The sequence below is a fragment of the Enterocloster sp. OA13 genome (assembly GCF_022440595.1).
GTDB lineage: Bacteria > Bacillota > Clostridia > Lachnospirales > Lachnospiraceae > Enterocloster > Enterocloster hominis.
In genome coordinates this window covers 4,758,876-4,775,508 of record NZ_JAKNTF010000001.1, presented here as the reverse complement: position 1 = coordinate 4,775,508, position 16,633 = coordinate 4,758,876, and the positions used below count along the sequence as shown (strand labels likewise).

The window sequence follows — 16,633 nt, the reverse complement described above, 5'->3', positions numbered from 1 at the left end:
TAGGTACTATTGGAATACTGTTGTGATGCAGTATCATACATAGGGAGGGCGCTATGGTAAGAATTCATTTTGAAATCATGTCAAAATACGAGCAGAAGGGAGAGCCTGTATCGGTTGCGATTCCATTTCCCAAAGGAAAAGCAGATTATGAAGATTTGTCACGGTTTTCAATCAGGAAAGGAGGGGAACTCTATCCGGCTCAGTATAAGGTGACTGCTGACTGGGAGGATGGCTCTATTAAATGGCTTCTTATTAACTTCCTGGCGGATCTGCCAGCCAACAAAGCGGTTGACTATTGGTTCTGCCAGGAAGATGTCCAAATCCGTCCGCTCTCTCCAATTGTTTTTGTGAAGGATGGGCATATATTGATTGATACGGGAAGTGTGAGAGCTGTCCTTAATCCGGCAGGTTCAGACCACATTTTTTCAGTGATTGAAGCAGGTGGGTGCCTGTATGACGAAAAGGCAGTGACCGGTCCGTATATGATTGATAAGGACAACCGGCAATATCGGGTCCATATTGGGGATGAAGGCTGGGATATACTGGAGGAGGGGCCGGTCCGTGCTGTTCTTCGTACAAAGGGTAAGCATTATGATGACCAGGGGAAAAGCTGGTTTGATTATAATCTTTTTATTTATGCATACCGTAATAAGCCATGGTTTAAATTTGATTACCAGTTTATTAACTGTGAGGAAGATAAGGCGCACAGGGAACATTATAATCTTAAATTGAATGCAGAAGCGGCTGGGTTTAAGTATAGCAAGGATTATGCATATGAGGACGTTAAGGGGATAGAGGTTCGGATTAATCCTGGGTGCGGCAAAGAAAATAGATTTCACCATACACTTTTTACATCCAGTTTCCACTATACAGCTGAGAAAAAAACGGGGGACCAGCGTCTTTATCATCAGGTTTCAGCAGATACCATCATCCATACGGCAAATGAAATGTTTCCGGAAGTCCTGTTTAGCATTTATGCATTGGATTGGCAGGATGAAAAACATGCTCTTACAGCTGGTGTATATCAGGCATACCAGAATTTCCCAAAAGCAATTGAGAGTTCCGGGGATGGAATCGTTCTTAAGCTAATGCCCCCAGAATACGGGGAAATGCTGAAGGTGCCTCAGGGCGCGGCCAGAACGTCCAGATTCCATCTTTCGTTCCGTACACAGGATATGACGGAGGATCGGATTGTGGATAGGGAACTGTTGTTTCAGCGCCCGGTGGTACCGGTTTTGGATCCTCAGGTATATAGTGATGCGGGTGTGTTTGGAAGCCTGGTATCCAACCAGTATCATCATAGTACGGAACGTTTTTTGTTCCGTTATGTGGATTCCAGGGCAAAGGGACTAGGAATGATGAACTTTGGCGATGGGCCGGAGTGGGAATATATGAAGCAGGGGCGTTCAGAAGGACTGGATGTATGGATTAACAATGAGTATGACATGCCTCATAATTTTATGCTGATGCTTGCCAGAACAGGTGATTCCAGATATTATGATTACCTGAAGGCGTCTACAGAACACTGGTATGATGTGGATTTCTGTCACTACAGTCAGAATCCTGACAAATATGGATTATTATACACCCATAGCGTAGATCATGTGACCGGACAGCCGGTTCCCAGCCATCAATGGGTGGAGGGGTTTCTGGACTACTACCATCTCACAGGAAACAATTTGGCGTACGAAGCAGCCATGACTATCGGGAACCGCCTGATAGAGCTGCTGAAGCTGCCTCTATACCAGACTACGGGAAAGGTGGAACCCCGGGAGATTGGATGGGCCATGCGGACATTCCTGGCCTTGTATCAGGAGACACATGAGGAACGCTGGCTGGATGCATGCCAGCCAATCGTGGAGGTTTATATTGAATGGGCCAATGCTTATGGGTCATGGACATCGCCTTATCCGGACAACCATCTTGCCAGGGTGCCGTTCATGATTAATGTAGGAGTTGTAGGCCTTATTGGATATTACAGGCTGCGGCCGGACGAGCGTATTAAGGAGACTGTCCTTGCCGTGATTAACGAAATGATGGAGGAGTGCTATGTGGAACGGGCCGGGACTTTTTATGGCAAGCAGTCACCTGCAGTCCGCTATCTCAATTTAAACGGAATGGCACTACAGTCCCTGGCAATTGCATATGAGCTTACGGGGGACCGGAAATATATCGACGCGGGGATGGGGATGTTTCAATGGATATCAGTTGAAAACCTACCGCCGGTTTATGACTTCTCAAAGATAAAGCGGGATGCTTTTACGGTCATATATAATTGTCCTGTGGGACCAAAACGCTGCGCCCAATCCCTGATTCCATTTCTGCACTTTTATAAGTATGTGATGGAACTGGGGATACTGGAACCAGGATTTTAAATAGAAGGCGGGAGTTTTGCGGATGGATATATTCCGGCTGCACCATTCGCAAAATACCCTATCCCGCCTAATTCAACAATTGTCCCCATTCCCTTTTTGCTTTGGAGTCTGACATAGCCGTTCTTATATGCAAGGCGTATACGCTGGCTGATATTTTTCAAACCGATATGTTTTCCAGAGCTGTCTACCTGTTCTTCCGTCAACGCCTGCTGTAAGTCTGCCAGGCGTTTTTTGTCAATTCCATAACCGTTATCAATAATATAAAATGAAAGAAATCCATTGTTACGTCGGATTTTGATTTTAATCCATAATTTTTCAGGCGCGGCTTTGCCTGAATGGATGATGGAATTCTCAATAATGGGCTGAAGCAGCAGACGTAGTATGGGAAAATCCAGTATGTCCTGTGAATATTCCCAGGTGACATGGAAATAGTCCCGGTACTTAAAAGACTGCAGTCCGATATAGTTTTTGGTAACGGCTATTTCTTCCTGCACGGTTACCGGTTTCATGGGGGCGTCAAGGGAATAGCGCAGCAGGGAGGAGAGTTCCAGAATCATCTGATTGGCTGGGGTGGGCTTACTGCACGCTTTTAAAATCTCCAAATCAATACTCTGAAGGGTATTAAATAAAAAGTGTGGATTCAGCTGATATTGGAGCGCAGACAACTGGGCGGTTGACAGGGCATATTTTTTGGCATCCAGCTGCACGTTCAGATATGTTTGGGACATGAATAGATGAATCACATTATTGATAATGTGGAAATACGGACTGTTGGGAACGGTTTTTAACTCATTTTGGGAATGGAATTCGCCTTTTTCCGCTTGGTCAAACAGTTCGATGATTTGAAAAATCTGTTGGTAATCACGACGTGTAAAAAAATATGCCAGCACCGAAGAGGCAAAAATACTCAATAAGCCTGCGCCAATGGTCAGCTGCAGGATTTTGTTGGAAAGTTCAAACACTTCACTGCGGGGAATCATGGACACGTAGCGGAAACCATAGTTTCCTGGAAATGTTTCTGAACTTATATAATACCCGTTTAAAAGAAGATTATCCGGCTGGGTTCCGGCGGTATAGGCAAGAGCCTGGGATTTAATGTCCTCAGGAAGGAGACCGGCGTTCTTATTAAAAAAGAGCACCTGCCCATCCGGGCTTAAAATCATAAGGACCTGCCCATCGTAATCAGCGACGGAATTCAGCCATTTGTTAAAATAATCCTGGTTGATATTAACGGCCATAAGTTCGTTGTACTTCATTCTTTGGTATACGGTTACGGTTGGGATTGTATGGGTATCAAATTTATTTTTTTTAATGTGGCGAATCTGTATGTAAGCAGATTCCTCCCGTCCATCCATGATGCCGGCCCAGTTTTTATCGATTGAGTCAGAGAACCGTTCACGGTTAAGGCCATTGATATAATAAGGGCTGTCCTGCATTGTGATATACAGGGACTGGATATAGGGCTTGGTGCTCTGGGAATAATAGATATTTTGCATGGACTGTTCCAGCCTCTGTATCATTTCCATGTCAAGATGTTCGTTATTCAGGGCCTGGATTAATGCCAGATGAAGCTGCGCATCTGAGTTCATTGTGACCCTGTAAAATTCCAGTGTATTTGTCAGTTCACTGAAGGATTGTTCCATTAAATCAGTGATGGCCATGGTTTTAGCTTCGGCTTCCTGTTTTACCTTCATATTGATGAAAAATACAGAAATGAATCCGAAAATACAGATGGGTATCAGCGTTAAGCTTATGAACATGATGAATTTTAACCGAAAAAATTGTTTTTTCATAGAGGATACTCCTGCTCCCGGAATTCCTTTGGGGTCTTTCCACAATATTGTTTAAATGCACGGGAGAAATTTTTGGGATTATCATATCCCACCGCAGTTGCCACTTCATATGTTTTTAAGGTGATATTCCTCAGCAATCCTGCTGCTTTTTCCATTTTAACATCAAGTACATATTCCGAAAAGTTTTTTCCTTTTTTCCGCTTGAAAATTTTGGAGAGATAATTGGGGCTAAGGCTGACAAGGGTTGAGGCATCCTCCAGATTGGCATCCTGATAGTGCTCCTCCACATACCGGGTTACCTGGTCAACAATTAGGTCATAATACCCTGGTGATTGTTCATCTATTTTGCGGATTCCCCGGGAACTATCCAGGTTTTCATGTATTTTAGAAAAAACCCGTATGATTGTATCATATTTAATTGGTTTCAGGATGTATTCCTTTACCCCGAAACGCAGTGCCTCCTGGGCATATTCAAATTCCGCATACCCGCTTAAAAGGACTACCGTTATATTAGGATAACCTTTAGAAATAGCGCTTGCCAGTTCCAAACCATCCATTTTGGGCATGCGGATGTCACTTAAAACTACATCCACAAGATAGCGTTCTATGTAGTCCAGAGCATTTTTTCCATTAGGGAATGTACCGGATACCTCAAATCCCATCTCGGCCCATGGATAGCAGGCGGCTATGCCTTCACATATACTGCTTTCATCGTCTACGATAATCAACTTGTACATACATTCCTCCAAACAGATAGATAATGATACCATTTCGTTGTTTGTAATTCTTGTCAGAATTCGCGATAAATTATATCATTATTATATTAGATACTATAAAAAATGTAAAGAAATAATGGCCAGGGGGGATATTATATGAAAGCCACAAAATATATGGTCAATAATCAGAAAAAAAGAAGGCTAAAAGACTATAGGGGTTTATTTTTTATCATGCCTTGGTTGATTGGCTTTTTGTTCTTGCAGATGTATCCGTTTTTAGCTTCACTATATTATTCATTTACCCAATATAGTGTACTGGGACAGCCCAAATTCATTGGTTTAGGTAATTACATCCGTCTTTTCACCATAGATCCGGATTTTAAGAAATCAATTCTTGTTACAATGGAATATGCGTTGATTTCCGTTCCAAGTAAACTTTTATTTGCCCTGATAGTAGCCCTAATCCTGAACATGAAGCTGAAAGGTATCAATGGCTTTAGGACGGTTTATTATATTCCCTCCATTCTTGGAGGAAGTGTGGCGGTATCCGCGCTATGGCGCCTGATGTTTATGTCAGATGGGATTTTGAACAAGCTTCTGGAACTTATAGGGCTGCCGGCTGTCAACTGGCTGGGACAGGCAGGAACGGCTATGTTTACCATATGCCTGCTGCAGGTCTGGCAGTTTGGCTCATCGATGGTGTTATTCCTTGCCGCACTAAAGCAGATTCCCATTGATCTTCATGAGGCCGCAAGCATTGACGGGGCAGGGAAGATGAAACGGTTTTTCTATATAACCCTTCCCATCATAACACCGATTATATTTTTCAATCTAATCATGCAGACAATCAATGCACTGCAGAATTTCACCTCCGCATTTGTCATTACCAATGGAGGTCCTCTTAAGTCCACTTATTTAATCGGAATGAAACTGTATACCGAAGGCTTCAGCAACTTTAAGATGGGATACGCATCTGCAATCTCCTGGGTCCTGTTTGCCATCATATTGGTTTTTACCATGTTTATTTTTAAATCCTCCGATGCATGGGTTTATTATGAAGATGGAGGTGACTTTTAATGAAAAAGCACAATGTAATAGCCTATGTCCTTCTGGCGGCGGTAGGGCTGATTATAACCTTTCCTTTTATCTGGATGTTTTTTGCCTGTTTTAAAACCAATGCAGAAATACTGGGATCCACGAAGCTGTTTCCTGATTCCTTTGGCTTTTCAGCATTTGCGAGAGGGTGGAAGGGAGTGGGTAACATTACCTTTGCCACTTATTTTAAAAATACATTTGTGATGGTAATCCCTACCGTGATTCTGACGGTATTCTCCTGTTCGTTTGTTGCTTACGGCTTTGCCAGGTTCAGGTTTCCGTTAAAAAAGTTTTTTTTCGCACTTATGATTTCCACGCTCATGCTGCCAAACTCTGTTATCATTATTCCACGGTATTTGATTTTTAATAAGGCGGGACTTTTGAATACATACTGGCCTTTTTATCTTCCGGCCATATTTGCCTGCTTTCCGTTTTTCATTTTCATGATTATACAGTTTCTCCGGGGGGTACCAAAGGAACTGGATGAGGCGGCATATATTGATGGATGTTCATCCCTGAAAGTCTATTTTGAAATTTTGCTGCCCCTCATAAAGCCAGCATTGTTTTCAGCCGGTCTATTCCAATTCATGTGGACATGGAATGACTTTTTTAATACTTTGATATATATCAGTTCAGTTAAAAAATTCCCGGTTTCACTTGGACTTAGGGCCTCTCTTGACACCGCTGCCCAAGTGCAGTGGGATAAAGTGATGGCTATGTCCATGATCAGCATCCTGCCGTTAATTATATTGTTTTTCTTTGCACAGAAGTACTTTGTTGAAGGTATCAGCACCACGGGATTAAAGGGGTGAGACTGGATAAGAGAAGAGGTAGGGGACAATGAAGAAAAAAATACATTTTGAAATTGTATCCAGATATGATAAAAAATTGGAGCCGGCCACAGTGGCTGTCCCGTTTCCAAAGGGAGAACTATCCCATGGAAATTTGAACTATCTTAAATTAAAAAGTCATCCTGAAGGCAGGTGTTATCCCGCGCAGTTTTCTGCGACAGCCTTTTGGGAGGATGGAACTATTAAGTGGCTGCTGGTTCATTTCCTTGGAGATTTACCTGCAAATAAAGAGGCTGATTATGAGCTTTGCCTGTCAGAAGAGCAAAAGGGCGCAGAAAGTACAGGGTTTCCGGTTGTTTATGTGAAGCAGGAAGGTGGGTATACGTCCATTGATAATGGATATATGCGTATAGAACTGGCAAAAACAGGTCAAAGATGCTTGTTCCATAGAATTGTTACACCTGGACATACATATAGTTCGGACGAGGTAATTGGGCCGGTAATTAAGAATCAGAAGGGGGAAGGGTTTAAGGTAGAAATAGGAGCCGGCGGATGGGAAATGATTGAAAATGGACCGGTCAGGGTGATGATGAGAACCAGTGGGAAGCATTATTCAGGAAAAAATAGCTGGTTTGGTTATTCCATGATAATAACCATATGGGCTGGGAAACCATGGATTCTGGCGGACTATCAGATTATTAACACAGAGGATGACAAATCCGCTGCAGGCAGACAGGGCATGGTTATCAATAATGAACAGGCAGGCCTTAAATATAATAAGGATTATCCCTATGAGGTAATAAGGGAAATGAAACTGGAAATCAGGCCAGGGAATGGGGAGGGCAGAGAGGAGGCAAGATATGGTATTTACACATCCAGCTTTAATTACCATGTAAAAAAGGGGGATAAAGAACCGCTGTCAGAAATAATTACTGCGGATACAATCATGGATACTGCAAATGAGATGTTTCCAGAAGTGCTTTTCAGTATTTTTGCAGCAGATTGGAGGAATCGGGATTATGCGGTTACGGCGGGTATTCATCAGGCGTACCAGAATTTCCCCAAAGCATTAGAGACATCTGGGAAAGGAATCAGCATCAGTTTCCTTCCGGAATATAATCCTATGCTCAAGGTACCTCAGGGTGTGGCAAAAACTTCCAGATTCTATTTGTATTTTCATGAGGTAGAATTGGAAGACAGGATGCTTGTAGACAGGGTGCATCAGTTTGAGATGCCTCCGCTGCCTGTGCTGGAGCCTGAAGTTTACATGGATGCGGCAGTATTTGACCCATATGTTTCTAACCGTTATCACCATGAAACGGAACGTTTTTTATACCGTTATGTGGATTCAAGGGCCAAGGGGCTGGGGATTTTGAACTTTGGCGATGGACCTGAATGGGAGTATATCAAACAGGGAAGATCCAAGGGAGAACTGATTTGGATTAATAACGAATATGATATGCCCCATAATTTTATGGTCATGTTGGCAAGAACTGGAGATAGGAGATACTTTGATTACATGAAAGCTGCTGCGGAGCACTGGTATGATGTGGATTTCTGCCACTATAGTGGCCAGACGAACAGGACAGGGCTTTTGTATACGCATAGTGTAGACCATGTTAGCGGACAGCCGGTACCGAGCCATCAATGGGTTGAGGGTTTTCTGGATTATTATCACCTGACAGGTAACCCTTGCGGTTTGGAGGCGGCAAATTCCATTGGTCAGGGGTTATTGGAATTGATGGAGTTACCTATCTATCATGCTACTGCCACGGTAGAACCACGTGAGATTGGCTGGGCAATGAGGGCGTTCATGGCTCTTTACCGTGAGACTTGGGAACAGAGATGGTTAAAGGCCTGTGAATCCATTGTGGATGTATACCTGAAATGGGCAAAAGAGCTGGGGACATGGACAACACCATATCCTGATAATTATATGGATCGTGTTCCTTTTATGATGCACGTGGGTATTGTGGGACTTTATCAATATTATCAGGTTTGTCGGTCAGAGGATATAAAAAAGACTATTATAACCGTGGTGGATGATATCATACGCTATTGTTATATTCCCAGGGCAGATGTGTTCTTTGGAAAACAGTTTCCAGCTGTTAGGTTTTTGAATCTGAATGGAATGGTATTGGAAAGCCTTGCCATTGCCTATGAGCTTACTGGGGAACAGATATATATGGAGAAGGGGCTTGGGATGTTTAAATGGATAACGAAGGAAAACCAGCCGCCTTTATATGATTTTTCAAAGTATAAATATGATGAGTATACAGTGATTTATGATTGTCCGTCCGGACCAAAGAGGTGCGCCCAGACCCTGCTCCCTCTTTTACATTATTACCATCGGGCTGTGGAACTTGGGTATTTGAAAAACAGGGAATAAACAATTGAATCAGGAGGGTATGTATGAAAAAAATGAATAAAATGGTATGTATAATGCTTTCAGGAATCATGCTGGCATCCACTATGTCTGGATGTACAACAGGCACCAAGGAAACAACAGCTGCTTTTGAAACAAAGGAAGGGGATACACGGAAAGAATCAGTATCAGAAACTCCTGCAACAGAGGAACCGGTCACGCTTCGCTTTGCCTGGTGGGGCAATGATGCGCGGCACGAAAAAACTATAAAAGTAATAGAAATGTACCAGGACAAACATCCCAATGTGACAATCGAGCCGGAATACAGGGGAAAGTCAGAACGGGAAAAAGTTGCGACCGAACTGGGCAGCGGTACGTCGGCGGATATTGTACAGCTGAATCCACCGTGGATGGGGGATTTTGTTTCCAATGGCGATTTTTTTGTGGATTTGGGACAGTATGGGTTTGATATTGAGGGATTTGATAAAAAATTGATTGAAAATTACTGTACATATAACGGAACCCTGATAACACTTCCAAGTGGTCTTAATGCCAGATGTTACATTATGAATAAGACCAAGCTGGACGGGTTTGACATACCGTCTGGTTTGGATACGACTTGGACATGGGACGATTTGATTACAATTGGCAGAACCGTACACGATAAGAATCCGGAAATGTATTTTCTGAATATCGATAAGAGCGATATGGTGGAGTTTGTAATGCGTCCATATATAATCCAGCAAACCGGAAAATTCCTGATTGACGATAATTTTAATCTTGGCTTTACAAGGGAGAATCTGGTGGATGCGTTGGGGTATGCCGCCAGTCTGTATACCGAAGGGGTAGCTGTTCCGGCTGCTGAGGGGAATACCTTTTTAAATGCAACCTGGACGAATCCGGACTGGATTAACGGGAAACTGACCTCCAGATTATCATGGACATCTCTTATAGCTAGTGAAACCTCTGATTCCGAAGATACCTTTGTGCCTACGGGACTTCCCATGCACCGGGATGCAAAGGACACATCCATTGTTGTAAAACCTTCACAACTGTATGCGATTGTAAAGACATGTGAGCATCCGGAGGTGGCTGCGGACTTTCTGAATTTTCTTCTGACTGATGAAGAAGCGGGCAAGGAACTGGGGGATTGCAGAGGAGTTCCTCCCTATAAGGCAGTTCAGGATGCGTGTATGCAGGCCGGTGTTTTAAATGAAAGTGTTATCATTGCAACACAGTATGCACAGGAAAATGCCGGGCTTTACGAAAATACAGCTTCCACGAATGCAGAGATAACAGCGGTATTGATTGACGCGGTGGAGGTGGTTTCCTATGACTCCACGAAGGTGGAAACTGCGGCGGATCAGGCGATGACCTTGATTGAGGATATTTTATCAACATTACGATAGCAGGACGGAAACTCTATCGATCGTTTTTATCCCTCAGAAAAGAGGTGTCCCGGGAACGTATACATTCCTGGGACACCTCTTCATGATCATGATTATCATTGTATCTGCGCATCATCCATGATAGGATATCTATGTATAGTTGAACAGGAGTCAGAGGATAGTCTGATGGTTTCCTTCGGAAATAAACGAAGGTGGAAATGTGGCATGAATACGCTTGAGGTATTGACGTTGGTGCTGGTGATTTTCACGGCACTTGCTTACATAGATAACCATCAGAACAAAAAATAGCTATCCTCTACTCGCAATAGAGGATAGCGTGTAACTATAAATTACCCAGTTATCCGAAGCGCAATCATCGGACGGTCCGAAGTCCTTTGATTACTTCTTAATAAATTATATACTGGGGACTTGATTTTTTCAAGTCCTCTTTTATTTTTGTCAGCAGCTCATTTCACAGTCTGCATGCAGCCTATTGTTATCCTGCTAAGTCTTAAGGCCCCGTCCATTAGGCCCTGTCTGGTCCCATATATCCGGTAATTAAATTTTAAAATCTCTTGACAAACTTGTTTAAACAAGATATAATTTAAATATGAAAAACTTGTTTAAACAAGATGGAGAGGCAGATGCATTAAATTTTTTATTCAAGAAAAGACATTTCAGTCTGAGGAGGTATTTATGGCAGGGAAATTTACTGAGGATTCCAGGAAACTGCTTGCATATGTGGGGGGACGGGAGAATATAGCCGCTGTTTCCCACTGTGTCACACGGATGCGGTTTGTGCTGAACGACCCGTCAAAGGCGGATACCAGTGCCATTGAGGCGCTGCCCTCCGCCAAGGGGACATTTACCCAGGCAGGGCAGTTCCAGGTGATTATCGGAAACGAGGTCAGTACGTTTTACAATGATTTTGTGGCGGTTGCAGGGATAGAGGGCGTATCCAAGGAGGCGGTGAAGAGCGCGGCCAAGCAGAACCAGAACCTGCTTCAGAGAATCATGAGCAGTCTGGCGGAGATATTCGCCCCGCTGATTCCGGCCATTATCGTGGGCGGCCTGATTCTGGGATTCCGCAATATCATCGGGGAGATTGCACTGTTTGACGGGGGGACCAAGACCCTGACCCAGATATCCGTGTTCTGGGCTGGCATGAACAGCTTCCTGTGGCTGATTGGAGAGGCCGTGTTCCATTTCCTCCCGGTATGTATTGTGTGGTCCATCACCAAGAAGATGGGGACCACACAGGCCCTGGGAATCGTGCTGGGAATCACCCTTGTCTCGCCCCAGCTCCTGAATGCGTACAGCGTGGCATCCACGGCAGCGGCAGAGATACCCAAGTGGGATTTCGGCTTTATGCAGGTGGATATGATTGGATACCAGGCCCAGGTGCTCCCTGCGGTCCTGGCCGGATTTACCCTGGTGTACCTGGAGCGGTTTTTCAGGAAAATATGTCCGGCAGTGATTTCCATGATAGTGGTCCCCTTCTGTTCCCTGCTCATATCCGTTATTGTCGCCCACGGAATCCTTGGCCCTATCGGATGGAAGATTGGCGGTGTGATATCCGACCTTGTCAACGCAGGGCTGACGTCCTCATTTAAGGGAGTGTTTGCAGGAGTATTCGGCTTTTTCTATGCGCCCCTTGTGATAACAGGACTCCACCATATGAGCAATGCCATTGACCTGCAGCTGATTGCCGACTTTGGCGGCACCACCCTGTGGCCCATGATTGCACTTTCCAACATTGCCCAGGGTTCAGCCGTCCTTGCCATGGTCTGCCTTCAGAAAAATGATGCCAAGGCAAAGGAAATATCGGTTCCGGCCTGCATCTCCTGTTATCTGGGCGTTACGGAGCCAGCCATGTTCGGTGTGAACTTAAAGTACGGATTCCCATTTATCTGTGGTATGACTGGCTCAGCCGTAGCGGCCGTGCTGTCCGTTGTATCCGGCGTAAAGGCCAATGCAATCGGCGTAGGCGGCATACCGGGAATCCTGTCCATTAACCCGCATTATATGGGCATATTTTCAATCGCAATGGCAATCGTGATTGTGATACCGTTTACTCTTACATTCATAATTGGTAAGAGGAAAGGGATTGGCGCTGTAAAAGAAGGGCTTGTCCAGGGGGCGGTGCCTGTCAGCCAGCCAGCTGAATGTGCAGACGGCCAGCCTGCTGCCTGTGCAACTTCCTGTGCCGCCAGCCAGCTTACCGCCTGCGTAAGCGGTCAGGTCATTCCCATGGAAGAAGTGCCGGACCAGGTATTTGCATCCAAGGCCCTGGGTGACGGCGTTGCCATTATCCCGGAGAATGAGGTATTGAGGGCACCGGCCCCAGGGACCGTGGCGGTCGTCATGGAGGGAAGTCTCCATGCCTGCGGCCTGATGCTTGACAATGGCATGGAAGTACTGCTGCATATAGGACTGGATACGGTGGAGATGAAAGGGGACGGGTTCGAGGCCCTGGTCAAGGCCGGTGACCGGGTGGATGCGGGCGATTGCCTTATCCGCTTTAGCCGGGACAAAATTAAGGCTGCCGGACATCCCGACATGGTCATCATGGTAGTGACCAACCCCGGTACCGCCTCGTCCATTGACTGGAAGTCCGGTATCCATGCCAGGGCGGGCAAAGACCCGGTGGCGCTTCTGGAATGTGTCTGACGGTCACTGGCCCGGCACGGCGGGAAGCAGTGGAACATAAAAGGAAAATGTACATGGACTGTATGTATGAAGGAGGAGCCATCCATGAGAGACTTTAAAAGCAGCACAATTTATCAGATATATACAAAATCCTTCCAGGATACCACGCACAGCGGGCAGGGGGATTTAAGGGGGGTAATCAGCCGCCTGGATTACCTGAAGGAGTTGGGAATTGACTATATATGGCTGACCCCGTTTTTCAAATCCCCCCAGAACGACAATGGCTATGATGTGGCCGACTACCTGTCCGTGGACCCCATGTTCGGCACCATGGAGGATGTGGAGGAACTGATTGGGGAAGCCGGAAGGCGGGATATGGGATGTATGTTTGACATGGTATTTAACCACACATCTACGGAGCATATGTGGTTCAAACGGGCTATGGAGGGTGATCCTGAGTATATGGATTACTACATTTTCCGGGACGGGGAGCCGGACGCCCCGCCCACCAACTGGCAGTCCAAGTTCGGCGGCAGTGCATGGGAATATGTGCCGCACCTGAAAAAGTGGTATCTGCACCTGTTTGATGTGACCCAGGCAGACTTAAACTGGGATAACCCCAGGGTACGCCGGGAACTTAAGGAGGTTATCCGGTTCTGGAAGGATAAAGGCGTCAGGGGATTCCGCTTTGATGTGGTGAACCTTATATCCAAGCCGGAGATATTCGGGGATGACAGTATAGGGGATGGGCGCGGTTTCTATACGGATGGCCCCCATGTCCATGAGTATCTTCAGGAGCTGACAAGGGATACCGGGATTGACGGCATGGTGACGGTTGGGGAAATGTCCTCCACCTCCCTGGACAACTGCATCCGCTACAGCCGTCCTGAGGACAGGGAACTGTCCATGTGCTTTAATTTCCATCACCTGAAGGTGGATTATAAAGACGGGGATAAGTGGAAGCTGATGCAGCCGGACCTGAGGGAACTGAAGCGGTTGTTCATGGAATGGCAGGAAGGCATGCAGGAGGGCGGAGGCTGGAACGCGGTTTTCTGGTGTAACCATGACCAGCCCAGGGCTGTTTCCAGGTTTGGGGATGATGGGAAGTACTGGAAGGAATCCGCTAAGATGCTTGCGACCGCCATCCATATGTTCCGGGGCACCCCTTATGTGTTCCAGGGTGAGGAACTGGGCATGACCAATGCTTACTATGATGACATTTCCCAGTACAGGGATGTGGAGAGCATTAACTACTATAAAATCCTTCAGGACCAGGGGAGCACCAGGGAGGAGGCCATCCATGTGCTTCAGGAACGCTCCAGGGACAATGGCAGGACGCCCATGCAGTGGGACGGTTCAGAACTGGCAGGCTTTTCGGATGTGGCCCCATGGATTGGCATTCCCCGTAACCACACGTATATCAATGTGGAATCGGAGCAGCAGGATGAAGATTCCATCCTCAGCCACTATAAACGTCTTATCGCCCTGCGCAAGGAGTACCCCGTGATTGCTGAAGGGGAGATAGAATTCGTGGACCGCAGCCATCCACAGATTCTGGCATACAGGCGTTTTGACGGCAGCAGCGAGCTGATGGCCTTCCATAACATGGCTGGTGAGGTGATAGGGCTGACGGAACCCTTTGACCGGACGGGGTGGAGGCTTTTGGTTAGTAATTATAGGGATGAGGCAGATGTTAAAGTTGGAACAGATGCTGCGGATGAGGCGGATATTACGGACGGGGGAGATGCTTCAGGGACGGGAAACAGGGAGCAGGAAGGCGGTTCTCAGGACAGCCGGATGATTACATGTCTCCGCCCTTATGAAAGCGTTGTTTATATGCGTGACAAATAAAAAATATTTTAAGCATCTTGTCTATATCCGTCATAAGCCTTCGAACCTTGAAATACACTTCTCTTTCACAAAGGAATCAGATGCTACGGTAGCAAAAGCATATTCAATTTCAAAGAAGACTGGTCTTGTAATGCGGTTAAGGAATTTCAGGATTTGTATCAGATAAGAATAGGTAAGCGCCAGACATGCCTATAGATATCGGATTATCGCCTGATTTATTATTAAATCAAACTATACTTTTTGATTATCTTTTTAGAAGTTATTATATGCCGGTATAGCCTGTATTTACAGGCTTTCCGGCACCTTTCATATCGGAAGATGTTCTTAAATATTCTCATATCGCCTCATGTTTCTGCGTTCAAAGGTAGTAGAAAGAGTAGTAAAACCTCTATTTACTACTAAGCAATCAGCCGTTCCATTTCTGCTAATGCACTGTCAGAAGTTGCATGAGCGTTATAGTTCAGTGTAGCGTCATGTTGATGTTGGAATGTCCCATGATATACTGTAATGCTTTCTCATGGCACTTGTTGTACTTCTTCACAAGCCCCCTGAACATAATTTCATAATTTGCTGCCACCTTTGGCAAGCCGTTTCGGTTAAGGAAAGGGAATTTCCCGTACCCGTCGATAACGATAGGCTTTGTCCGCCCTCTGTTTTTCAGCACACGCTTGAACGCTTCATATACGGCTGCGCTCATGCGGATTTTTCCGAATACAATCGTCCTGTATGGCTGTGTAAAAGGCAGCTTTAAGCGAACTGTTCCGCTTCATCATCTGCGAAATACTGGTCGCAAACGTGGAGCTGATGTTCTTCCTGTGGCAACAAATCGGAAAAAGTAACTTCGCGTAACTGCTGACGCTTTGTGTCCCTGTGGGCGTTCATAGCTTCCCGATTCAACGCCTGTTTGCAAAAGCCGTTAATACAAAAGCAACACGGCGATACCTCTTTGATACCGCCGTATACTTAAATAGGCTCGCCTTATTTTGTTTGGGTGCATGAAAACCCCACCGCCTCAACAACGGTTTTTTTATTTCCCGTTGGGTGGCTGTGTCATACTTTCTGTTTCATGATAATCGGTTCCCGTCATACCATATAAATAATAATCGCAATAAGTATTTACCATTTTTCCGCTCCGAATATGCCCCTCTCGCCTAAATCCTGCTTTTTCCAGTGTTTTATATGACGCGATATTTAGAACATGAACATCAGACCATAGCCGTTGTAATTCTGTTTTTTCAAAACAGAAAATCACTACGTTTCTTAAGGCTTCTGCCATAAGACCATGTCCTTGATAAATTGGAGAAAGACGGTAAGCCACTTTTGCCATGCGGTCATTTTCAATGAGATATACCCACATTTCACCTATCACTTTATCGTCCTTTTTATGAACAATCCCCCAATGGAAACTCTTTGTAGGACGCTCCTTTTTTTGAAATAGCAATTCGGGATTTAAGTCGCTTTTTCCGGGACGTTTCCCCCAATATTGATATAATGATCTGTCGCCTATCCATTCTTTCAAATCGGCAACATCATCATATTGCAAAGGACGTAATAAAAGCCTGTCCGTTTCAAGTTTCGGTTTATTCTGAACATAATCTTTCAGTTTCATA

10 protein-coding genes and 1 pseudogene are annotated in these 16,633 nt (G+C 45.2%); 7 read left to right on the top strand and 4 right to left on the bottom strand.

Going from position 1 to position 16,633, the window contains the following annotated elements:
- The first annotated feature begins 53 nt into the window (after window positions 1–53).
- A complete protein-coding gene (locus tag MCJ35_RS21125) occupies window positions 54–2,375 on the top strand; it encodes an RIFT barrel domain-containing protein (RefSeq protein WP_025485436.1) in 2,322 nt (773 codons plus the stop codon).
- Here MCJ35_RS21125 and MCJ35_RS21120 read toward each other — a convergent pair.
- Entirely contained in the window at window positions 2,372–4,168 is a 1,797-nt protein-coding gene (locus MCJ35_RS21120) for a sensor histidine kinase (protein WP_025485437.1), read from the bottom strand. The two genes, MCJ35_RS21125 and MCJ35_RS21120, sit on opposite strands and share 4 nt — an antisense overlap.
- On the bottom strand, window positions 4,165–4,905 hold the full coding sequence (locus MCJ35_RS21115; protein WP_025485438.1) for a response regulator transcription factor: 741 nt from the start codon (window positions 4,903–4,905) through the stop codon (window positions 4,165–4,167). Before MCJ35_RS21115 ends, MCJ35_RS21120 begins: the two co-directional genes overlap by 4 nt.
- A gap of 210 nt (window positions 4,906–5,115) precedes the next feature.
- Here MCJ35_RS21115 and MCJ35_RS21110 point away from each other — a divergent pair, with 210 nt between their 5' ends.
- From MCJ35_RS21110 to treC, 6 genes are all read left to right on the top strand, one after another.
- Entirely contained in the window at window positions 5,116–5,961 is an 846-nt protein-coding gene (locus MCJ35_RS21110; RefSeq protein ID WP_353656083.1) for a carbohydrate ABC transporter permease, read from the top strand.
- Window positions 5,961–6,791, top strand: coding sequence for a carbohydrate ABC transporter permease (locus MCJ35_RS21105; protein WP_025485440.1), 831 nt, complete (start codon window positions 5,961–5,963; stop codon window positions 6,789–6,791). The genes MCJ35_RS21110 and MCJ35_RS21105 overlap by 1 nt, the downstream gene beginning before the upstream one ends.
- 28 nt (window positions 6,792–6,819) lie before the next feature.
- Entirely contained in the window at window positions 6,820–9,159 is a 2,340-nt protein-coding gene (locus tag MCJ35_RS21100) for an RIFT barrel domain-containing protein (RefSeq protein WP_025485441.1), read from the top strand.
- Window positions 9,160–9,182: 23 nt separating this feature from the next.
- On the top strand, window positions 9,183–10,544 hold the full coding sequence (locus MCJ35_RS21095) for an ABC transporter substrate-binding protein (RefSeq protein WP_025485443.1): 1,362 nt from the start codon (window positions 9,183–9,185) through the stop codon (window positions 10,542–10,544).
- A gap of 675 nt (window positions 10,545–11,219) precedes the next feature.
- On the top strand, window positions 11,220–13,193 hold the full coding sequence (gene treP, locus MCJ35_RS21090) for a PTS system trehalose-specific EIIBC component (RefSeq protein WP_025485445.1): 1,974 nt from the start codon (window positions 11,220–11,222) through the stop codon (window positions 13,191–13,193).
- An 84-nt stretch (window positions 13,194–13,277) separates the two neighbouring features.
- Window positions 13,278–15,023 carry an alpha,alpha-phosphotrehalase gene (treC, locus tag MCJ35_RS21085; RefSeq protein WP_025485446.1) on the top strand — a complete coding sequence of 582 codons (1,746 nt, stop codon included), beginning with the start codon at window positions 13,278–13,280 and terminating at the stop codon, window positions 15,021–15,023.
- Window positions 15,024–15,421: 398 nt separating this feature from the next.
- Here the strand turns inward: treC and MCJ35_RS21080 are convergent.
- Window positions 15,422–15,729 (bottom strand): annotated as a pseudogene (locus MCJ35_RS21080) (site-specific integrase); the annotation flags it as partial.
- A 321-nt stretch (window positions 15,730–16,050) separates the two neighbouring features.
- Window positions 16,051–16,632, bottom strand: a complete 582-nt coding sequence (locus MCJ35_RS21075; RefSeq protein WP_025485448.1) for a GNAT family N-acetyltransferase — start codon at window positions 16,630–16,632, stop codon at window positions 16,051–16,053.
- Between the last annotated feature and the right edge of the window lies 1 nt (window position 16,633).